Genomic DNA, 20,113 nt, shown 5'->3' on the forward strand with positions numbered 1-20,113 from the left:
TCCCGTTGCTCGCCACCTTCCTCATCGGCCTGCGTGAAGGCCTCGAAGCCGCGCTCGTCGTCGGCATCCTCATCGCCTATGTGACGCGACTGGACCGCCGCGACGTCGTACCGCGACTGTGGGCAGGCATCGGCCTGGCAGTGCTGCTGGCCCTGGGAATCGGCGCGGTGCTCACCTTCGGCTCGTACACCCTGACCTTCGAAGGTCAGGAGATCCTCGGCGGCACGCTGTCGCTGATCACCGTCGCCATGGTGACGTGGATGATCTTCTGGATGCAGCGCACCGCGCGCACGCTCAAGCGGTCGCTCGAGGGCGGGGTGGATCGCGCTCTGGCCGCAGGGGGACTGTGGGCACTGGTGGCCATCGGCTTCGTGTCGGTCGCGCGCGAGGGCGTCGAGACGACGCTCCTGCTGTGGTCGATGGTGCAGTCCTTCGGCGATGCGCCGGCTGCCCTTGCCGGCGCGCTCCTGGGACTGGCGGCCGCCGTCGTCCTGGGATGGCTGCTCGCGCGGGGCATGCTCCGCCTGGACCTGCGTCGTTTCTTCACCTGGACGGGCGCGTTCCTCATCATCGTCGCGGCCGGCGTCCTCGCCTATGCCATCCACGACCTGCAGGAGGCGGGCGTCTTCCCCGGCCCGTTCACCGACGCCGCGCCGACCGACGCCGGCACGGGTGCAGTCGTGGTGGGATGGGCGGCCTTCCCGTTCGGCTGGGCGTTCGATGTCACCGCGGCGATCGCGCCCGGCTCGGTACCCGCCACGGTGCTGCAGGCGACCATCGGCTTCATGCCGCAGATGTCGTGGCTGCAGGTGGTCGCCTGGGTCCTGTACGTCGCCATCGTCGGAGCCGTGTGGGCGCGTGGTCAGTTTCCGCCCCGCCGACCCGTGCCGTCCGACTCGTCCCGGTCCGAGGCATCCGGAGTCTCCGCGCTCCCGTCGTCCACCACCACCGAAGCGGATGCCGCCACGCTGCCATCGCGCGCGACGGTCGAGGTGACCGGCGCCCGGCCTTCCGTCTCACACCCCCGAGGAGAAGCATGACCACCCGCCGTCTCATTCTGACCGTCGCTGTCATGGCGGCCGGAGCCGTCGCGCTGTCCGGTTGCGTCGCGAAGAGCGAGGTCGCGGCAGGCGACGCCCTGACGGTGTCGTCGACGGCGTCCGCCTGCGACGTCTCCGCGGACGCGGCGGCGAGCGGGACGCTGACCTTCGACGTCAGCAACGACGGCGATGACGTGACCGAGTTCTACCTGCTCGCCGAAGACGGCCTGCGTATCGTCGGCGAGGTCGAGAACATCGCGCCCGGCGCCTCGCGCAGGCTCACCGTCGTGGCGCAGCCCGGCGACTACTACACGGTGTGCAAGCCCGGCATGATCGGCGACGGCGTCGGTCGGGCCGCGTTCTCGGTCACCGGCGACGCGGTGGAGGTGTCGGGGGAGGATGCCGCGCAGAAGCAGCAGGCCGTCGACCTCTACGCCGCCTTCGTGAAGGACCAGGTCGGGCAGCTCGCCCCGGCCGTATCGGAGTTCGTCACGGCGTACGAGTCGGGTGACGACGACGCGGCGCGGACCCAGTTCCCGCAGGTGCGCGCGTACTACGAGCGGATCGAGCCCGTCGCCGAGGCGCTGGGCGATCTGGACCCCCGCATCGACTACCGCGAGGTCGACGCCGTGGCCGAGGGTCTGGACTGGACCGGCTTCCACCGCATCGAGAAGGACCTGTGGGTCCCCGCCCAGACGGCTCTCAACGCCGACGGCGAGACGCCCGCGTGGCAGGACTGGGCGCCGTCGACGCCGGAGGAGCGAGCCGCCTTCGGCGACCAGCTCATCGCCGACGTGCAGGAGCTCTACGACTACGTGCACTCGGACGATTTCCAGCAGACGCTGGACGCGCAGGGGATCGCAGGCATCTCCAACGGCGCCATCGCCCTGCTCGACGAGGTCGCCACCGGCAAGATCCAGGGCGAGGAGGACTGGTGGTCGGGTACCGACCTCTCGGACTTCGCCGCGAACGTCGAGGGGTCCAAGATGGCTTTCTCGCTCGTGCGGGACTTCGCGGTCTCGCAGGGCGACGACGGTGCGGCACTGGCGGACCGGATCGACGCCGGCTACGCCGACCTCGAAGCCGCACTCGGCCAGTACGGCTCGCTGACCGCCGGCTTCGCCGCCTACGGCACGCTGACCGACGATGACAAGCGCGAGCTCACCGATCTCATCAACGCGCTGGCCGAGCCGCTGGCTCAGCTGACCGACACCGTCCTGGACTGACGTGACAGAGCCCTCGACGCAGGAACGGGGAGGCACCGCGGTCCCGCCGCAGCCGGGATCGCCGGCGCCCACCGGGCTGTCGCGCCGCGGCGTGCTGGGGCTCGCGCTCGGGGCCGGTGCCGCCGGGCTCGCGCTGGGCGCGGGCGGGGGAGCGTCGGCGGGCGTCGCGGTCGGTCGTGCGCGCGAGCGGGATGCCGCGGCGTCGGTCTACGACTTCTACGGCGCCCATCAGGCCGGTATCACGACCCCGGTGCAGGACCACCTGCACTTCGCCGCGTTCGACATGATGGCCCGCACCGACCGGGATGATCTGGTGTCGCTGCTGCAGGACTGGACGTATGCGGCCGCGCGCATGACGCAGGGGCTCGACGTCAGCGCGACCGGCGCCGTCGGCGGTTCACCCGAGGCGCCCCCGGACGACACCGGAGAGGCGCTGGGCCTTCCCGCGAGCGGGCTCACCATCACGATCGGGTTCGGCCCGACGCTGTTCGAGAACGCCGACGGCGACCGCTACGGTCTGGCGGGGCAGCGTCCCGCTCAGCTCGAGAAGCTGCCCGCCTTCCTCGGCGACGACCTCGACCCTGCCCGATCGGGCGGCGACCTCTGCGTGCAGGCGTGCGCCGACGATCCGCAGGTCGCCGTCCACGCCATCCGCAATCTCAGTCGCATCGCGTTCGGTCGTGCGCGCCTGCGCTGGTCCCAGCTCGGCTTCGGGCGCACCTCGCGGACGACGGCCGGGCAGGCCACGCCCCGCAACCTCTTCGGCTTCAAGGACGGCACCGCGAACATCCTCGCCACCGACGACGACGCGCTCGCCGAGAACGTGTGGGTCGCGGCATCCGACGAGCCGGCGTGGATGGCGGGCGGCTCGTACCTCGTCGCCCGCAAGATCGCGATGCTCATCGAAACGTGGGATCGGGTGCGGCTTTCCGAGCAGGAGACGATCGTCGGCCGGGCCAAGGGCTCTGGCGCTCCGCTGTCGGGCGGCGAGGAGTTCACCGAGCCCGATTTCGCGGCCCGCGGTGCGGCGGGCGCACCGGCGATCGCAGAGAACAGTCACGTGCGGCTGGCTCACCCCGACCGCAACGACGGCGTCCGCATCCTCCGTCGGGGATACAACTTCGTCGACGGCAACAACGAGCTGGGGCGCTTGGACGCTGGCCTGTTCTTCCTGTCCTACCAGCGCACGCCCGAGCGCTTCGTGCGCCTGCAGCGTGCGCTGTCGACGGACGCCATGAACGAGTACATCCGCCACGTCGGGTCGGGGCTCTGGGCTGTCCCGGCGGGTGCCCAGCCGGGATCCTTCGTCGGGGCCGCGCTGTTCGCCTGAGCCGCGGCGCAGCGGGGCAGGGCCTGGATCCTGCGTCCTCTTCAGCCGTTCTGGCGCGGATCGGGGCGAGGAGTGCGCGGCTGTTCGCGCGGTCGGCGGGAACCGGTCGGGTCACTGCGCCGGCCCTCACGGCGTGCGAGGGTGCGATCGGCGAACAGCCACGACGGGCGCGGCTCGACGAGCGGACGGAAGACACGCCGCACCGGGCGGGTCGCCAATGCCAGTGCGATGAGCACCGAGAACACGATGACCAGCGGCAGCCACAGCCAGGTCGGCTCCGCGTTGCGCAGCAGCCCGTTCTCGCGGAACGGATACAGCACGAAGGAGTGCAGCAGGTAGACGTACATCGTGTACTGCCCGAAATGCGTCCACCAATGGGTGTCGCGGGGGACAAGCGCGAAGAACGCGACGGAGAGCACCACGGCGACCGCCATGAGCGCCAGCCGCACGCCGCCCGCCCACCACTGCGTGCCGCCGATCGCCGCATAGTTCTCGTCGTAGAACAGCCACTCCCGCAGGTTCATGTCGCGCCACTGGTCGACGAAGAACCAGGCCGTCCAGGCGGCGACGGCGAGAAGTCCGACCGCGGCGGCGAAGACCCACCACGGTCGACGGTCCAGCAGCCGCAGTCGCGTGACGACGCGGTGCTCGCGCAGCCACCAGCCGAGGGTGAAGAAGGGCAGCAGGCCGAGCGTGCGGGAGAGGGAGAAGGTCGAGTCGATGTTGGGCAGGTATCCCGCGCCGATCGAGATCACCACCGTCCACAGCAGCGGCCATCGCAGCAGAGCGAGGTAGGGCAGGACGACGCGGAAGATGCCCAGCGCCAGCAGGAACCACAGCGTCCAGGACGGCTGGGTCAGATTGGGGTTCGCCTGGCCTTCGACCAGCCACTTCGTCAGCGTCCACAGACCCTCGAACACCACGTACGGCACGAGGATGTCGGTGATCACGCGCGCCATCTGCGTCTTGGTCGGCGCGTCGGATTTCGAGAAGTAGCCCGAGATCACCGCGAACGCCGGCATGTGGAACGCGTAGACGAGCAGGTACAGGCTGAGGGCGATGTCGGAGTCGTAGGTCAGCCGCTGAACGGCATGACCGAGGACGACCAGCACGATGCAGGCGAACCGGGCGTTGTCCCAGAAGGGCGTACGCCGTCGCGAACGGGCGATCGTCCCGGTCGGGGCGGTCGTCGTGGGCGGAACCGTGCTGCCGGTCATCGTCACCTCCGGGCGCAGTCCACACTAGCGGCCGGGTCCCGCCTGCGACGGCGGCGGTTCGCTACGCGCCGAGCCGTAGCGTGCTCGCCGGGGGAAGTGGGCGGTAGTCTCACAGACGCGATGACGACGATCGACGACGCGCTCGAGCGCGACCTGGCCATCCCGGATCTCGACTGGCACGTCTTCCCGGATGGCACCGAGCGCGATGTGTTCCGTGCTCCCAGCGGCGATCTCGCGCGCGTGCGTCTGGGCGATCCCGACGCCCCGCGAGTCGTGCTCGTGCCGGGCGTGGTGGGCTCGAAGGAGGACTTCGTCCTGCTGTTCCCGCTGCTGGCCGCAGCGGGCTACCGCGTGGAGTCCTACGACCTCGCCGGCCACTACGAGTCGGTCGAGGCCGGGCCGCACAACCTGCGACCGCCGCGCGCTTCGTACGACTGGCCGCTGTTCGTCGACGACCTCGTCGCGGTTCTGGAGGACGGCGGGCCGGCGCACGTGCTGGGGTACAGCTTCGCCGGCCTGGTCACCGAGCTGGCGCTGGTGTCGCGTCCCGAGCTGTTCCGCAGCCTCACCTTGATGTCGGCGCCGCCCGCGACCGGACAGGTGTTCCGCGGCGTGAAGCACATCGGACCCATCTCCGACATGTCGCCGCACCGCGCCGCAGGGCTCATCCTGTGGGGCATCCGCTACAACCTCAACCGCACGCCGCCCGGCCGCATCGCGTTCGTGCGCGAGCGTCTGGGCGTCACCAGCCGCGCCTGCATCGACGACGTCGTGGGGCTCATGATGGCGATGCCGGATATCTCGCGGGATGTCGCCGCCACCGGCATCCCGAAGCTCATCGCGGTCGGCGAGCAGGACCTGTGGCCGCAGGCGCAGCACGACGCCTATGCCGCGCGCATCGGGGCGCGGGTGGCGACATATCCCACGGGGCACGCGCCGTGCGAGACGACGCCGCACCAGCTCGTGCGCGACATGCTGCTGCTGTTCGCCGACGCGGCGTAGGGTGACGGGATGCCTTCCGCCCAGAGCCGCGACGATCCGCCCGCGTGGTGGACCTCCGCCGTCGTCTACCAGATCTACCCGCGTTCCTTCCAGGACTCCGACGGCGACGGCATCGGGGACCTGCGCGGAGTGCTGCAGCGCATCGACCATCTGGCCGAGCTCGGCGTCGACGTCGTCTGGTTCTCGCCGATCTACCGCAGCCCGCAGGATGACAACGGCTACGACATCAGCGACTACCGCGAGATCGATCCGCTGTTCGGCACTCTGGAAGACCTGGACGAGGTGGTCGCGGCGCTTCACGCCCGGGGCATCCGGGTGGTGATGGATCTGGTGGTGAACCACACCAGCGACGAGCATCCGTGGTTCCTCGAATCGCGCTCGTCGAAGGATTCGGACAAGCGGGACTGGTACTGGTGGCGCCCCGCACGCGAGGGGATGGAGCCGGGGACGCGCGGCGCCGAGCCGACGAACTGGGGTTCGTACTTCTCGGGACCGGCGTGGGAGTTCGACGAGGCGACCGGCGAGTACTACCTGCACCTGTTCAGCCGCAAGCAGCCGGATCTGAACTGGGAGAACCCGCAGGTGCGTGCGGCGGTCTACGACATGATGCGCTGGTGGCTGGACCGCGGGATCGACGGCTTCCGCATGGACGTCATCAATCTGATCTCCAAGTCCGTGGGACCCGATGGACGGCTGTCCGACGCCGTCGTCATCGACGGGCGCTACGGAGACAACCGCGAACACACGGTCAACGGCCCGCGCCTGCACGAATTCCTCCAGGAGATGCATCGCGAGGTGTTCGAGGGGCGGCGTGACACGCTCCTCCTGGTGGGAGAGACGCCGGGGGCGACCGTCGAGGACGGACGCCTGTTCACCGACCCGTCTCGCCGTGAGCTCGACATGATCTTCACCTTCGAGCACGTGCACCTCGATCACGGTCCCGGCGGCCGGTTCGACCTGCGCCCCCTCGACCTGCGCGAGCTCAAGGCCACCATGGCGCGCTGGCAGACGGGCCTGGCCGATGTGGGATGGAACTCCCTCTACTGGGAGAACCATGATCAGCCGCGCAGCGTCTCGCGCTTCGGCGCCGACGGCGCGTACCGGCGGGAATCCGCGACGATGCTGGCCACCGTCCTGCACCTGCACCGCGGCACTCCTTATGTGTATCAGGGGGAGGAGCTGGGCATGACGAACGCGCATTTCCGCCGCCTGTCCGACTACCGGGACATCGAGTCGCTCCGCTTCGCCGCCGAGGCGCGGGCCCACGGCACGATGACCGATGCGCAGCTCGTCGACGCGCTGGCAGGCGGCAGTCGCGACAACGCGCGGACACCCGTGCAGTGGGATGCCTCGGCCTCGGCGGGCTTCACCTCCGGCGAGCCCTGGATCGCGGTCAACCCCAACCACGTGACAGTCAACGCGGAGGCTGAGCGCGCGGATGAGGCATCCGTCTTCCACCATCATCGCCGCCTGATCGCGCTGCGCCACGACGACCCGGTGGTGCAGCGCGGTGACTTCACCCTCGTGGCCGCCGATCACCCCCATGTGTACGCGTTCACGCGCTCGGGCGGCGGTCCGACGTTGTTCGTGGCGGGCAACTTCTCGTCTCAGCCGCAGACCGTCGAGCTCGCCGGGGTGGATGCCGATGCGGAGCTCGTCATCGCGAACCACCCCGGTCGGCCGAGCATCACGGGCGGCGTGCTGGCGCTGCGACCGTGGGAGGCCGTCGTGCTGCGGGATGCCCGCGCCGCCCGGACGGGCGATCATGGAAGGACGGATGCCGCGGCATCCGGTCGGGAATAATCACGGCGTGCCGGCGTTGCACGAGATACATTCATTTGCATAGATTCGTCCGCGACGGAGACCCCGCACGGCGAACGGAGCCCTGACTCAGGGGAAGCGGAGAAGCGATCGTGAGCGACAGCACCACGTGGTCGGGAATGCAGTTCGGCATCTTCACGGTGAGCGACATCACCCAGGACCCGACGGATGGGACCACGCCCAGTGAGGCGGAGAGGATCCAGGCGACGCTGCGCATCGCCAAGCACGCGGAGGAAGTGGGCCTGGACGTCTTCGCCCTGGGTGAGCACCACAACCCGCCGTTCTGGTCGTCGTCTCCGACGACCACGCTGGCGTACATCGCCGCGCAGACCGAGCGCCTCGTCCTCTCCACCGCGACGACCCTCATCACGACGAACGACCCGGTGAAGATCGCCGAGGACTACGCGATGCTGCAGCACGTCTCGGGCGGGCGCGCCGACCTCATGATCGGACGAGGCAACACCGGGCCGGTCTATCCCTGGTTCGGAAAGGACATCCGCCAGGGACTGCCGCTCGCGATCGAGAACTACAACCTGCTCCACCGGCTGTGGCGCGAAGACGTGGTCGACTGGGAGGGCAAGTTCCGCACGCCGCTGCAGGGGTTCACGTCGACCCCCCGTCCGCTGGACGGCGTGCCGCCCTTCGTGTGGCACGGCTCCATCCGCACCCCGGAGATCGCCGAGCAGGCCGCGTACTACGGTGACGGCTTCTTCGCCAACAACATCTTCTGGCCCAAGGAGCACTACCAGCGCCTCATCGCGCTGTACCGTCAGCGGTTCGCCCACTACGGTCACGGCACCCCCGAGCAGGCGATCGTCGGTCTGGGCGGACAGGCGTTCATGGCGAAGAACTCGCAGGATGCGGTGAAGCAGTTCCGGCCGTACTTCGACAACGCGCCGGTCTATGGGCACGGGCCCTCGCTCGAGGACTTCAGCGAGATGACGCCGTTGACCGTCGGATCGCCGCAGCAGGTCATCGACCGGTACGCGGCGATGCGCGACACCTACGGTGACTACCAGCGTCAGCTGTTCCTCATGGATCACGCGGGTCTTCCGCTGAAGACGGTGCTCGAGCAGCTCGACATCCTCGGCGGCGAAGTCGTCCCGGTGCTGCGCAAGGAGCTGCAGAAGAACCGGCCCGCCGAGGTTCCGGACGCCCCCACCCACGCCGGTCTGGTGAAGGCGAAGTACGGGGACGAGGCTCCGCGGCAGGCCGTTCCGGGCGCGAACCGGGGCGACAACCTCGTCGGCGCGAGCCCGTACCAGGATGCAGCGCCGAAGTCGCCCGCCGCCGCCCCCGCGGGCGCGGCGTTCGGTCTGGGCCGGAAGGAGGCGTGAGATGGCCGGCACCGCTCGCCGCATCGCGGTGATCTCGGCAGGACTGTCCAACCCGTCCTCGACCCGCATGCTCGCCGACCGGCTCGTCGCGGCCACGGTTGCGCAGCTGTCTGAGAGAGGCATCGAGGCGGAGGCCGACGTCTTCGAGCTGCGCGACTACGCGCACGACATCACGAACAACCTCCTCACCGGGTTCGCCCCGCCGGCGCTGGAGTCGGCCATCAACGCCGTGGTCTCGGCCGACGCGATCATCGCCGTCACGCCGATCTTCTCGACGAGCTACTCGGGACTGTTCAAGTCGTTCATCGACGTCCTGGACCCGGATGCCCTCACCGGGAAGCCGGTGCTCATCGGCGCCAACGCCGGTACGGCGCGGCACTCGCTCGCGATCGACTACGCGATCCGGCCGCTGTTCACGTACCTGCACGCCGAGCCGGTCTCCACCGGGGTGTTCGCCGCCTCCAGCGACTGGGGCGCGTCCGCCGACAACGTCGCGCCGCTGGGCGAGCGCATCGACCGTGGCGCACGTGAGCTCGCGGACGCCATCGCCCGGCGAGAGCCGGCGACCGACGCCGATCCGTACGACCCGGCGAACTACCTCGGTGAGGGTCGTTCCTTCGGCCACCTGCTCGGGGGGCTCGCAGGCGAGTGACCCGACGGGGCAGAGGGGTTCTCGAACGTCTCAGCCCAGGAACACGTCCTCCGGCACGCGGAGAAGACGCCACGCGTCCTCTCCGCGTGCCGCTTCCGCTGTGAGCGCGTCGGCCGCCACCAGATCGCCGAGGTCGATGCCGGCGAGGTGCTCGATGTCGGCGATGGGGGTCTGGAACGTGCGGAACGCACCCAGTGAGGGCACCACCGGTTCGCCGTCGCGAAGCTCGAGCAGCTCGGACTGGTCCAGCACGAATCCCGCCGCGCGCAGCGACGAGTCCGGCGAGGTCCAGGCGGCGACCTTGAAGAACCGGCGGGGGATGAGGATGCCGCGATACGGCGGATCCTCGGCCGCCAGCACCGGAGCGGTGAAGACGCTGATCCGCTGGGCGGTGGCTCCGGCGTAGGCCAGCACATGATCCTCCAGCCCGAGCCAGAGGTCCTTCGACTGGTTGAACGCGCCCGCCTGCGGGGCGGCATTGGTGTAGAAGAAGGTGGCGGCCATCGCCCGACGGGCCTGCTCCACCGTGCCCCACCCGGGATCGCGGCGCCGCACCAGGTGTCCCCGGTCCAGGCTGTTGGCGGCGTACAGTTCGGGTCCCGCCTGCGCCGACTCCGCGACGCGCGGATCGAGCCGCCATTGCCCGGTGCGGGGCAGGTCGCGCAGAGCGCCGCCGTCGATGTTGACGGCCGTGACAGCGGCCAGGCGCCGAGCCGGATCGAGCAGCACCGTGAAGCGGGGGTAGCGCAGCTCGTGGATCTCGGTGTCGCCCAGCGGCCGGGGCAGCTCCACCCGCGACGGCAGGAAGTCGGACTCGTACCCGGTGGCGTCATCGTCGGTCACTGTCTCATCCTCCCGCTCCGGGTCGACGCGATGGCGATCCGCCGGACATGCCCTGGTCCGGCGGGCCATTGTGGCGCCCCCACCGGGAGTTGGCAACCCCCGTGCCTGCCGCGCGGCACGCGGGTTTGGGTTGCCGGACACCGGGGGAGAACCGATCGAGGAGAAGCCATGTATTTCCACCGTCAAGAGCTGCAGCACAAGTCGACGCCCGATGCCCCCGACGCGGTGTACGCCCGCAAACTGCAGGAGGTGCTGGGCGGTCAGTACGGTGAGATCACCGTTGCGCTGCAGTACCAGTTCCAGGCATGGAACATGCATATCCCCGGCAAATACCGCGATCTCGTCTTCGGGATCGGCGCAGAGGAGATGGGGCACGTCGAGATGCTGGCGGTGATGATCGCGCAGCTGCTGGAGAAGTCTCCGCTCGGCGTCACCGACGACGCCGTTCAGGACGACCCCACCGTCGCCGCCATCGTCGGTGGGACCGACGTGCAGCACGCCATCGTCGCGGGAGCCGGTGCGAGGGCCGTCGACAGCAACGGCAATCCGTGGATGGGGTCCTATCTGACCTCCAGCGGCAATCTGCTGGCGGACTTCCAGGCGAATGCGAACGCCGAGATGCAGGGCCGGCTGCAAGTGGCGCGGCTCTACCACATGACCCAGGACCACGGCGTCCGAGACCTCCTGGCGTTCCTCCTGGCGCGGGACACGATGCATCAGAACCAGTGGCTCGCCGCCAGCGCCGAGCTCATGGAAGAGGGCGTCGAAGCGCTGCCGGTGCCGAGCAACTTCCCGCTGGCCAAGGAGGATCGCGACGTGTCGTACCAGTACATCAACTTCTCCGACGGCGCCGCGGCGTCGGAAGGCCGCTGGGCGAGCGGCCCGGCGCCCGACGGTCGCGGCGAGTTCTCGTACGTGCCCGAGCCGCAGCCTGGCGTGCCGATGCCGCCTCCCACCCACCCGGACGCCCGCTTCTACGGCACCACCGATGTCCCCAACCTCGTGGAGAAAGCGGCCGGTGGGATTCAGGACGCCATGACAAAGGAGTGACGGCGGGCGGGGGACCGGCGCCCGCCGGTCTCCCGCGGCTCACTCGGCACGGGGCTTCCCGAGCCGGCGCGCCAGCAGCGCGTCCACCGCGAGCCCGATGCCGACCGCGAGGACGACCGACACGACCACCGCGACCACCGGGGCGCCGGGCAGCAGGGCCGCCACCGCCGCCCCGATCAGCGCCTGATACGCGGCCCAGGCGAGTGCGGCGAGCCCGGCGATCGCCAGGAAGCGCACGGCTCCGACACGGGTGGCGCCCGCTGTCAGGTTCACCGCCAGACGGGCGAAGGGGACGAATCGGGCGGTGAACAGCACGAGCGCCGCCCGGCGTTCGAGCCGCGCCCGCGCCCACATCAGGGCAGTCCTCACGCGAGGCGCGCGCATCCACCGCCATCGGTCGAGGCCGATCGTGCGACCTACGACGTAGCAGGCGGCATCTCCCGTGACGGCCGCTGCGGTGGCGACCGCGATGATCGCCGCCAGCGGCGGCTCGCCGCCCGACGCCGACAGTGCACCGAAGGCGGTGACCGCAGCCTCGCCCGGGAGCACGACGAGGAACGCGTCGCCGAGGACGAGCATGAACATCACCGTCAACGCCCACGGACTCCGCGTGACCTCGACGAGAATCTCCTCGACCACGCCTCCTTGGTACCCGGCGGCGGTGAACGGCGACGGAACGGCGCACGTCCGGTGACCGCGCGCGGTGCATCCGGTGAACTCTTCGACGCCCGGCCGGTTCGCGGCATCCCGTCGTGTGCGCGCCGGTCACGCTGGAGACGTGAGAGTCGCACTGCTCGCCGAATCGTTCCTGCCCCACATGAACGGCGTCACCGGATCGGTGCTCCATGTGCTCCGACACCTGGCCGCGGAGGGTCATCAGACGCTCGTCATCGCCCCGAGGGCCGGTGAGGTCACCACCGATCTGCACGGCGCACGCGCCGAGCTGCTGCGCTCGGTGCCCCTGCCGTCCTACCCGCAGGTGCGGGTCGTGTTCGCACGCGCGGCGCGACTGGCGTCGATCCTGCGGGAGTTCCAGCCCGACGTCGTGCACCTCGCCTCGCCGTTCGTGCTGGGCTGGCAGGGAGTCGTCGCTGCCGATGCGCTGCGCATCCCGTCGGTCGCCGTCTACCAGACCGATGTCGCCGCCTACGCCCGCAAGTACGGGATGCCGCACGCCGCGGAGCTCGTCGGGCGACACATCGCGCGCCTGCACCGACGCGCCACGCTCACTCTGGCGCCCTCGACGGCGTCACTGCGACAGTTGGAGGGCCTGGGCGTGGACCGCCTCCACCGCTGGGGGCGGGGAGTGGACACGGACAGGTTCGCCCCCCACCGGCGCAGCGACGCGTGGCGAGCGCGGGTCGCGCCCGGTGAGACCATCGTCGGGTACGTCGGACGGCTGGCCCCCGAGAAGCAGGTGGAGGATCTCGCGGTCGTCGCGGATCTTCCCGGCACCCGGCTTGTGGTGGTCGGGGACGGTCCCGCGCGTCCGGCGCTGGAGCGCGTGCTCCCCGGCGCGGTGTTCACCGGTCACCTCTCCGGTCCGCTCCTGGCCGAGGCGCTCGCCGGTTTCGACGTGTTCGTCCACCCGGGGGAGAGCGAGACGTTCGGCCAGACGATCCAGGAAGCGCTCGCCAGCGGTGTGCCCGTCGTCGCCACGGGCGTCGGCGGTCCGGTCGACCTGGTCCGCTCGAGCGTCGACGGCTGGCTGTACCGCCCGGGTGACCTCCGCGATCTGCGCGCCCGCGTGGCCGACCTGGTAGGCGACGACGGCAAGCGGCGCGCGTTCTCCGCGGCAGCGCTCGAGTCGGTGAAGGACCGATCCTGGGACGCCGTCTGCCGGCGGCTCGTGGACTATTACGAGGAGGCGCGCACCCTGCGCCGGATCGACAACGCACAGCTGCAGCGCGCCGCGATCCGGCCGGGTCCCCTCACACCGACGAAGGCGCCGCGGACGTGGGCGCGGTATGTGGCGCTGGGCGACTCGCTCACGGAAGGGCTGTGCGACGCCTCGCGCATGCCGTCGGGGGAATACCGCGGGTGGGCCGATCGGCTCGCGCAGCTGCTGGCGCACGCGGGCGGCGATGCCGCACCGTTCCGCTACGCGAACCTCGCGGTCCGAAGTAGACGCGTCCGCCACCTGGTGACCGACCAGCTTCCGGCGGCGCTGGCGCTGAAGCCCGACATCGTGTCCATTCTGATGGGTGCCAACGATCTCGTCGGGCGTCGGGCCGATCCGGTCGCGCTGGCCGGGACGCTCGCCGGCGCGATCCGCACACTGCGCGCCGCGGACATCGACGTGCTGCTGGTCACGCCGTTCCTGCCACGCCGTCGCGCCGCCCGGCTGTTCGCGCGGCGTTTCGCGGTGTACGCCTCGGAACTGCGACGCATCGCGGACGACACCGGCGCGATCCTGCTGGATCTCGAGGCGCTGCCGGAGATCGGGGACCTGGAGCTGTGGGCAGACGACAAGGTCCACCTGCGGTCCCGCGGGCACCGCTTCCTGGCGTATCGCGCCGCCCAGGTGCTCGGCGTCCCGGACGCGGATGCTCTGGGCGGCCTGGATGCAGCCCTGCACGCCGACGACGATCCCGTCCTGCAGGGCACCTGGCTGCGCCGCGACGCCCTTCCGTGGCTATGGCGACGCCTGCGCGGTCGCACGGCGGGCGACGGCCTGGCGGCCAAGCACGCGGACTACGTGCTCATCGGCGGCGGCGAGGGCGTGCCCGCGTCTGCCGAGTGGTCCTAGTCGACTGCGCCGGGAGGATTCTCACGGCAGTGAGCTCTCACTCGTTCGGGTCCAGCTCGCCCGCCTCGATGGCGGCCTCGCGCTCCTCGTCCTCCAGTTCGTCGACGTCATCCTCGATCGCTTCGAGCGGATCGAGCGTCGGTGGCGGAAGCTCGAGCTCGGCGTCGTCGTCCAGGGGCACTTCGCGGTCGTCGTCGGGGATCGGCTCTCGGAAATCGCTCAGGTCCGCCACGTCGTCACTCCTCGCCGTAGGGCGGCAGATCGTCTTCGTCGACGTCCTCCGACGAAGCGGCGATCGACGCGCCCTCGGCGATCGCCTCCTCGTCGCCGGCCGTGTCGGCATCGCCCGCGAGGTCGCGGTCGATGTCGTCGGGCGCGACGTCTCCGACGTCTCCGGAGACGTCGGGAAGCTCCGAGCTCTTCTTCTCGAGATCGTCGAACGTCGGCTCGAACGTCATGTCGCCTCCTAGCCGCTCTTGCGCCGGAACTCGCGCTTGGTCATCGCGCCGTGCGTGCCGTGGATCGCCGAATCGGCGTCCAGATGCGACTCGCCGTGGCGGTGGTTCGCGTTCTTCTTGTCGAGCGCTTCCTTGAACTTGCGCTTCATCTCATCGGATGCCGCGGAGGCCGGCTTCTCGTCGGTGCTCATGCCCCCACCCTAGGCGCGGCATCCGGCGCTCGCCAGAGTGCGGGGGATCGGGCGTGCGCTGATAGGCTGTGACGGGTTGCCTCCTGGGCAGCCGCTCAATTTCACATGAGCTACGGAGCAGGCCGGCAGGAAGCTGGTCCCCTGTGGTGGTCTCCTCGTCGGTCGTCCTCGGTGACGTCCGCCGGGTGGATTTCTACTGGTGACCAGCGCTGGCGGGTCCCGCGGCGGTGCCGCGCGCCGAGATCTGCCTGTTCCTGCTCCTTCGCACAAGCTCGTGCGCGAAACGCGCGTGCGAGCCTAAACAAAGAAGGAGGGACCTCTTGGAAGGTCCGGAAATCACTTTCGCCGAAGCCGTCCTCGACAACGGCCGCTTCGGCACCCGCACCGTCCGGTTCGAGACCGGGCGACTCGCGCAGCAGGCGCAGGGCGCCGTGGCGGCGTACCTCGACGAGGAGACGATGCTCCTGTCGGCCACGAGCGCGAGCAAGCAGCCGCGCGAGGGCTTCGACTTCTTCCCGCTGACGGTCGACGTCGAGGAGCGCTCGTACGCGGCCGGGAAGATCCCCGGGTCGTTCTTCCGACGCGAGGGCCGCCCCTCGACCGAGGCGATCCTGGTCTGCCGCCTCATTGACCGCCCGCTGCGTCCGTCGTTCGTCGAGGGCCTGCGCAACGAGGTCCAGATCGTCGTCACGGTGCTCTCCATCGCACCGGGCGAGTTCTACGACGCCCTCGCCATCAACGCCGCGTCGGCATCCACCCAGATCTCGGGCCTGCCGTTCTCCGGCCCCATCGCGGGCGTCCGCCTCGCCCTGGTCCCGGGTCACGGTGAGCACCCCGACCAGTGGGTGGCGTTCCCGAACACCAAGGTGCTCGAGGAGGCCGTGTTCGACCTCGTCGTGGCCGGTCGTGTGCTCGAGGACGGCGACGTCGCGATCATGATGGTCGAGGCCGAGGCCACCGAGCACTCCTGGAACCTCATCAAGGCCGGCGCCACCAAGCCGAGCGAAGAGGTCGTGGCGCAGGGCCTGGAAGCGGCCAAGCCCTTCATCAAGGAGCTCGTCGGCGCGCAGAACGTGCTCGCCAACGCCGCGGCCAAGGAGATCCAGCCGTACCCGGTGTTCCTGCCCTACTCGCAGGAGACGTACGACTTCGTCTCCGGCCGGGCCTACGACGAGCTGGTCGGCATCTACCAGATCGCCGACAAGCAGGAGCGTCAGAACGCCGACGACGCCGTCAAGGACCGCGTCAAGGGTGAGCTGATCGCCGCCGTCGAGGCGGGGGAGCTGCCTGCCGTCGCCACGATCGAGTTCTCGGCCGCCTACAAGTCGGTCACGAAGAAGATCGTTCGCGGCCGGATCCTCAGCGAGGGCGTCCGCATCGACGGCCGTGGCCTCGCCGACATCCGCCCGCTGGATGCGGAGGTGCAGGTCATCCCGCGCGTGCACGGCTCGGCGATCTTCCAGCGCGGCGAGACGCAGATCCTCGGCGTCACCACGCTGAACATGCTCAAGATGGAGCAGCAGATCGACTCGCTGTCGCCGGTGACGCACAAGCGCTACATGCACCACTACAACTTCCCGCCGTACTCGACCGGTGAGACCGGTCGCGTGGGCAGCCCCAAGCGCCGCGAGATCGGCCACGGCTTCCTCGCCGAGCGCGCGCTCGTGCCGGTGCTGCCCAGCCGCGAGGAGTTCCCCTACGCCATCCGACAGGTGTCCGAGGCGCTCGGTTCCAACGGCTCGACGTCCATGGGATCGGTGTGCGCGTCGACGCTGTCGCTGCTGAACGCGGGCGTGCCGCTGCGCGCTCCCGTCGCCGGCATCGCGATGGGGCTCGTGTCCGACGAGGTCGACGGCCAGACGCGCTACGCCGCGCTGACCGACATCCTCGGCGCCGAGGACGCCCTCGGTGACATGGACTTCAAGGTCGCCGGTACGAGCGAATTCGTCACCGCGATCCAGCTCGACACGAAGCTCGATGGCATCCCGTCGTCCGTGCTGTCGGCCGCTCTGACGCAGGCCAAGGACGCTCGCCTGACGATCCTGAACGTGCTCAACGCCGCGATCGACGGCCCCGACGAGATGGCTCCGACCGCGCCGCGCGTGATCAGCGTGCAGATCCCGGTCGACAAGATCGGCGAGCTCATCGGTCCCAAGGGCAAGACGATCAACGCGATCCAGGACGAGACCGGCGCCGACATCTCCATCGAGGAGGACGGCACCGTCTACATCGGCGCGGTCGACGGCCCGTCGGCCGAGGCCGCCCGCGCGCAGGTCAACGCGATCGCCAACCCCACCAACCCGGAGGTCGGCGAGCAGTTCCTGGGCACGGTCGTCAAGATCGCCACCTTCGGCGCGTTCATCTCGCTGCTTCCCGGCAAGGACGGCCTCCTGCACGTCAGCGAGGTTCGCAAGCTCGCCGGCGGGAAGCGCGTCGAGAACGTCGAGGACGTGCTCTCGGTCGGTCAGAAGCTGCTCGTCAAGATCACCAAGATCGACGACCGCGGCAAGCTGTCGCTGGAGCCGGTCCTCGAGGAGGCTGCGGACCAGGAAGGTCGCGCCGCCGCCAGCGAGGGCCCGGAGGCCCCGGCGGAGGGCTGACCCGCTGTGCTCCACGGATGCCCGTCCCTCGACCGAGGGGCGGGCATCCGTCGTCCGGTTCCAGATATGGCGCCGCGCCGGGCGCTGGGGCCGCTTCGCCCGCATCCCGGCCCGACGCCGTAACCAAAGCGTTATGTAATGTTTATCGCCAGTTCGCCGCGGCGGCCGGACTGGTGTCCGGACTGGCCTACCCTCGAAGTACGCGCCGGGGGGTGCGTACACAGTGATCACGAAGCTCCGGCAGGCGCGGTCGTGAGGGGGTGGCACATGGCTTACTTCGGCGTTGACTCGACGCTCCCCTCACCGAGTCCGGATGCCGCCGCCGCGGCCGCAGCGGGAAGTGCTGCTGTGCCCGGCACTCATCCGTCTGCCCCCATCCCGGTGCAGGGCCCTTCGGTGGGCAGCAACGTCCGCGTCGCGCTCGGCGAGAGCGGGGCCGAGGTGTTCCCCGTGATCCTGGGCGCGGCCGAGTTCGGCTGGAATGTCGACCTCGAGTCCAGCCACGCGATCCTCGACGCCTACGCAGAACTCGGCGGCAACGCCGTCCACACCTCCGACGCCTACTCCAGCGGCCGCAGCGAGCACATCATCGGCCAGTGGCTCCAGTCCCGCGGTCTGCGCGAGGACGTCGTCCTCGCGGTCCGCGTCGGCGGTCACGCCGACAACCCGGGGCTCGGACCGGTGAACCTCATCCGGGCCGTCGAGGCGTCGCTCACCCGGCTGCGCACCGACCGCATCGATGTGCTCTACCTCGACGCGACGACGGACCGCGAATCGTCGCTGGAAGACACGCTCGCCACGGCGGAGTGGCTCGTCGAGGCGGGGAAGGTGCGCGCACTGGGAGCGATCGGCTACAGCGCCGCTCAGCTGGTGGAGGCGCGCATCTTCGCCTCTGCGGGTTACCCGCGCATCACCGTGCTCGACGTCCCGTTCAACGTGCTGCGACGCCATGAGTTCGACGCCGACCTGCGGCTGGTGGCGGGGGCCCAGGGCATGGCGGTGACGCCGTCCCATGCGCTCGAGCACGGCTTTCTCGCCGGGCGGCAGCGCGCGAAGCTCCGCGGCGCCCTGTCCGTCCGCGGCGCGCAGCTGGCAGCGAACCTCAACCGGCGTGGCAGCCGCACACTGCGGGCGCTGGACGCGGTGGGGGCCGAACTGGGTGTGCCCGATGCGGCGGTGGCTGTCGCGTGGCTTCTGGCTCAGCGGCTGGTGACCGCGCCCATCGTCAACGCGTACGCGCCGCAGCACGTCGAAGAGCTCGCGCAGGGCGTCGGTGTGCGGCTGAGCCGCGCGCAGCTGTCCGACATCGCCCGCGCAGCGGAGTAGTGCGCCGCGCACCCGGCGTGGTGGCGTGTCATCCACAGCGCCGGCCGGCCCGTCCGTGTCGTGTCGTAGGGTGGAAGAGGTGCCCCTCCCCGGGCACGCGACCCCCGACGGAGTGAGCTGCGTGACGCACTACATCTATCTCGTGCGGCATGGCGAACATCAGGACGCCGAGCACGGTCTCGTCGACGGGCCCCTGTCGCCGCGTGGTCGCCGCCAGGCGTCACTGCTGGCAGATCGGCTCTCCGGCGTGCCCTTCGACGCTGTCTGGCATTCGCCGCTCGAACGGGCCAGCCAGACAGCGCGGGCGGTCGCAGAGCGCATGCCGTCGCTGTCGCCCGAGCCGTCCGCCCTGCTGTTCGACTGCGTGCCGACCGGCATGACCGAAGAGACCCCGGCTGTCTTCGAGCCCTTCTTCGGATCCGTGACCGAGGCGGAGATCGAGGCGGGAAGCGCCCAGATGTCCGACGCGGTGAGCGAGTTCCTCGTCCGCAAGCGCGGTGAGGTGCACGAGCTGCTCATCACCCACAACTTCGTCATCGCCTGGTTCGTGCGCGAGGTGCTGCAGGCGCCGGACTGGCGTTGGATGACGCTCAACCAGGCGCATTGCGGCCTGACGGTGATCGCTCAGAAGCAGGGTCGCCCGTGGACGCTGCTGACCCACAACGACATGGCGCACCTGCCCGTCGAGCTGCGCACCGGCCTTCCCGAGACGTACCCGGTCTGACGTTCAGCCCAGCGGCTTGCCGTACCACCGCGTCGCGTTGGGATTGTCGTTGTAGCGCTCGACCGGGGTGAAGCCCGTCCGTGCGTACAGTGCGGCCGCCGCCTCCAGCGAGTGGTGCGTGTCGAGCACGAGTTCGGCGGCGTCGAACTCGCGGGCCCGTCGCTCGAGGTCCTCGACCAGCAGACGGCCCCAGCCGCGACCGCGGGTCTCGGGGCGCAGGTACAGGTGCTTCAGTTCGTAGCGCGCGCCCAGAGGACCGGGCGCGATGAGCCTGATGCCGCCGCATCCCTGCGGTTCGCCCGCATCGTCCTCGAGCACCACGAACACGCCGGCGGGCGGCACGAAGGCAGCGGGGTCGGGGAACGTCGTGCGGTACGCGACCCCCTGAAGCGCGAACCCCTCGGTGCGGGAGCGGAAGTACTCGGCCAGCAGCTCGTGCGCCTCGGGCGCGTCGACGGGGGAGGAGCGCACAGTCACCACCCCTCCAGCGTAAGCGTCACCGTGCGGTGCTCGTCGCTGCGGGAGGGGCAAGCCCGGTGCGGGAGGG

The 20,113-nt window shown here is 70.2% G+C and carries 19 protein-coding genes; 12 read left to right on the top strand and 7 right to left on the bottom strand.

All coding sequences use genetic code 11. The features are described from left to right. The first annotated feature begins 5 nt into the window (after positions 1-5). The 3 genes from efeU to efeB are packed head-to-tail and all read left to right on the top strand — an operon-like array spanning position 6 to position 3,596. Positions 6-1,040, top strand: coding sequence for an iron uptake transporter permease EfeU (gene efeU / locus C9992_RS13795; RefSeq protein WP_106816200.1), 1,035 nt, complete (start codon positions 6-8; stop codon positions 1,038-1,040). Then, positions 1,037-2,266, top strand: coding sequence for an iron uptake system protein EfeO (gene efeO, locus C9992_RS13800; protein WP_106816201.1), 1,230 nt, complete (start codon positions 1,037-1,039; stop codon positions 2,264-2,266). The genes efeU and efeO overlap by 4 nt, the downstream gene beginning before the upstream one ends. 1 nt (position 2,267) lies before the next feature. After that, positions 2,268-3,596, top strand: a complete 1,329-nt coding sequence (gene efeB, locus C9992_RS13805) for an iron uptake transporter deferrochelatase/peroxidase subunit (RefSeq protein WP_106816202.1) — start codon at positions 2,268-2,270, stop codon at positions 3,594-3,596. A 41-nt stretch (positions 3,597-3,637) separates the two neighbouring features. On the opposite strand, the gene C9992_RS13810 is transcribed toward efeB, so the two are convergent. Then, positions 3,638-4,813: an acyltransferase family protein gene (locus C9992_RS13810; RefSeq protein ID WP_106816203.1), complete on the bottom strand. Its 1,176-nt coding sequence runs from the start codon at positions 4,811-4,813 to the stop codon at positions 3,638-3,640. A gap of 120 nt (positions 4,814-4,933) precedes the next feature. On the opposite strand from C9992_RS13810, the gene C9992_RS13815 reads away from it, so the two are divergent. From C9992_RS13815 to C9992_RS13830, 4 genes are all read left to right on the top strand, one after another. Beyond that, entirely contained in the window at positions 4,934-5,815 is an 882-nt protein-coding gene (locus tag C9992_RS13815; RefSeq protein ID WP_106816204.1) for an alpha/beta fold hydrolase, read from the top strand. Between the two features lie 9 nt (positions 5,816-5,824). Continuing rightward, entirely contained in the window at positions 5,825-7,618 is a 1,794-nt protein-coding gene (locus tag C9992_RS13820) for a glycoside hydrolase family 13 protein (RefSeq protein WP_106816205.1), read from the top strand. A 137-nt stretch (positions 7,619-7,755) separates the two neighbouring features. Next, on the top strand, positions 7,756-8,973 hold the full coding sequence (locus C9992_RS13825; RefSeq protein WP_106816206.1) for an LLM class flavin-dependent oxidoreductase: 1,218 nt from the start codon (positions 7,756-7,758) through the stop codon (positions 8,971-8,973). Between the two features lies 1 nt (position 8,974). Beyond that, positions 8,975-9,625, top strand: coding sequence for an FMN reductase (locus C9992_RS13830; protein ID WP_106816207.1), 651 nt, complete (start codon positions 8,975-8,977; stop codon positions 9,623-9,625). Between the two features lie 30 nt (positions 9,626-9,655). Here C9992_RS13830 and C9992_RS13835 read toward each other — a convergent pair whose 3' ends face one another. Further along, positions 9,656-10,468, bottom strand: coding sequence for a DNA/RNA non-specific endonuclease (locus C9992_RS13835; RefSeq protein WP_235008235.1), 813 nt, complete (start codon positions 10,466-10,468; stop codon positions 9,656-9,658). Positions 10,469-10,636: 168 nt separating this feature from the next. Here C9992_RS13835 and C9992_RS13840 point away from each other — a divergent pair, with 168 nt between their 5' ends. Beyond that, the gene (locus tag C9992_RS13840; protein WP_106816209.1) at positions 10,637-11,518 is read left to right on the top strand and encodes a manganese catalase family protein; all 882 of its coding nucleotides are present in this window, start codon (positions 10,637-10,639) and stop codon (positions 11,516-11,518) included. A 39-nt stretch (positions 11,519-11,557) separates the two neighbouring features. Here C9992_RS13840 and C9992_RS13845 read toward each other — a convergent pair whose 3' ends face one another. Then, a complete protein-coding gene (locus C9992_RS13845) occupies positions 11,558-12,157 on the bottom strand; it encodes a DedA family protein (protein ID WP_106816210.1) in 600 nt (199 codons plus the stop codon). Positions 12,158-12,296: 139 nt separating this feature from the next. Between C9992_RS13845 and C9992_RS13850 the strand changes: the two genes are divergently transcribed. Then, a complete protein-coding gene (locus C9992_RS13850; protein WP_106816211.1) occupies positions 12,297-14,267 on the top strand; it encodes a GDSL-type esterase/lipase family protein in 1,971 nt (656 codons plus the stop codon). Between the two features lie 37 nt (positions 14,268-14,304). Here C9992_RS13850 and C9992_RS13855 read toward each other — a convergent pair whose 3' ends face one another. Genes C9992_RS13855 through C9992_RS13865 form a run of 3 tightly spaced genes read right to left on the bottom strand, consistent with a single transcriptional unit; the run spans position 14,305 to position 14,916 of the window. Then, positions 14,305-14,499 carry a hypothetical protein gene (locus C9992_RS13855; RefSeq protein WP_235008236.1) on the bottom strand — a complete coding sequence of 65 codons (195 nt, stop codon included), beginning with the start codon at positions 14,497-14,499 and terminating at the stop codon, positions 14,305-14,307. 4 nt (positions 14,500-14,503) lie between these two features. Next, positions 14,504-14,725 (bottom strand): hypothetical protein, encoded by a 222-nt coding sequence (locus C9992_RS13860; protein ID WP_106816212.1) that lies wholly within the window; start codon positions 14,723-14,725, stop codon positions 14,504-14,506. Positions 14,726-14,733: 8 nt separating this feature from the next. After that, on the bottom strand, positions 14,734-14,916 hold the full coding sequence (locus tag C9992_RS13865) for a DUF5302 domain-containing protein (protein WP_106816213.1): 183 nt from the start codon (positions 14,914-14,916) through the stop codon (positions 14,734-14,736). A gap of 320 nt (positions 14,917-15,236) precedes the next feature. Between C9992_RS13865 and C9992_RS13870 the strand changes: the two genes are divergently transcribed. From C9992_RS13870 to C9992_RS13880, 3 genes are all read left to right on the top strand, one after another. After that, complete coding sequence (locus C9992_RS13870; RefSeq protein WP_106816214.1) at positions 15,237-17,516, top strand: polyribonucleotide nucleotidyltransferase; 2,280 nt, start codon at positions 15,237-15,239, stop codon at positions 17,514-17,516. Positions 17,517-17,783: 267 nt separating this feature from the next. Further along, a complete protein-coding gene (locus tag C9992_RS13875; protein ID WP_106816215.1) occupies positions 17,784-18,842 on the top strand; it encodes an aldo/keto reductase in 1,059 nt (352 codons plus the stop codon). A 121-nt stretch (positions 18,843-18,963) separates the two neighbouring features. Then, positions 18,964-19,566 carry a histidine phosphatase family protein gene (locus C9992_RS13880; protein ID WP_106816216.1) on the top strand — a complete coding sequence of 201 codons (603 nt, stop codon included), beginning with the start codon at positions 18,964-18,966 and terminating at the stop codon, positions 19,564-19,566. A 3-nt stretch (positions 19,567-19,569) separates the two neighbouring features. Here the strand turns inward: C9992_RS13880 and C9992_RS13885 are convergent, their stop codons facing one another. Next, the gene (locus C9992_RS13885; protein WP_106816217.1) at positions 19,570-20,046 is read right to left on the bottom strand and encodes a GNAT family N-acetyltransferase; all 477 of its coding nucleotides are present in this window, start codon (positions 20,044-20,046) and stop codon (positions 19,570-19,572) included. Positions 20,047-20,113 lie beyond the last annotated feature (67 nt).

This window comes from Microbacterium timonense, from assembly GCF_900292075.1.
In the GTDB taxonomy this organism is placed as follows: Bacteria; Actinomycetota; Actinomycetes; order Actinomycetales; family Microbacteriaceae; genus Microbacterium; species Microbacterium timonense.

Coding starts and splice junctions, on each gene's coding strand:
- C9992_RS13815 (WP_106816204.1), top strand. CDS start 4,934: ATGACGACGATCGACGACGCGCTCGAGCGCGACCTGGCCATCCCGGAT.
- C9992_RS13830 (WP_106816207.1), top strand. CDS start 8,975: ATGGCCGGCACCGCTCGCCGCATCGCGGTGATCTCGGCAGGACTGTCC.
- C9992_RS13820 (WP_106816205.1), top strand. CDS start 5,825: ATGCCTTCCGCCCAGAGCCGCGACGATCCGCCCGCGTGGTGGACCTCC.
- C9992_RS13860 (WP_106816212.1), bottom strand. CDS start 14,725: ATGACGTTCGAGCCGACGTTCGACGATCTCGAGAAGAAGAGCTCGGAG.
- C9992_RS13840 (WP_106816209.1), top strand. CDS start 10,637: ATGTATTTCCACCGTCAAGAGCTGCAGCACAAGTCGACGCCCGATGCC.
- C9992_RS13810 (WP_106816203.1), bottom strand. CDS start 4,813: ATGACCGGCAGCACGGTTCCGCCCACGACGACCGCCCCGACCGGGACG.
- C9992_RS13865 (WP_106816213.1), bottom strand. CDS start 14,916: ATGAGCACCGACGAGAAGCCGGCCTCCGCGGCATCCGATGAGATGAAG.
- C9992_RS13825 (WP_106816206.1), top strand. CDS start 7,756: ATGCAGTTCGGCATCTTCACGGTGAGCGACATCACCCAGGACCCGACG.
- C9992_RS13875 (WP_106816215.1), top strand. CDS start 17,784: ATGGCTTACTTCGGCGTTGACTCGACGCTCCCCTCACCGAGTCCGGAT.
- efeO (WP_106816201.1), top strand. CDS start 1,037: ATGACCACCCGCCGTCTCATTCTGACCGTCGCTGTCATGGCGGCCGGA.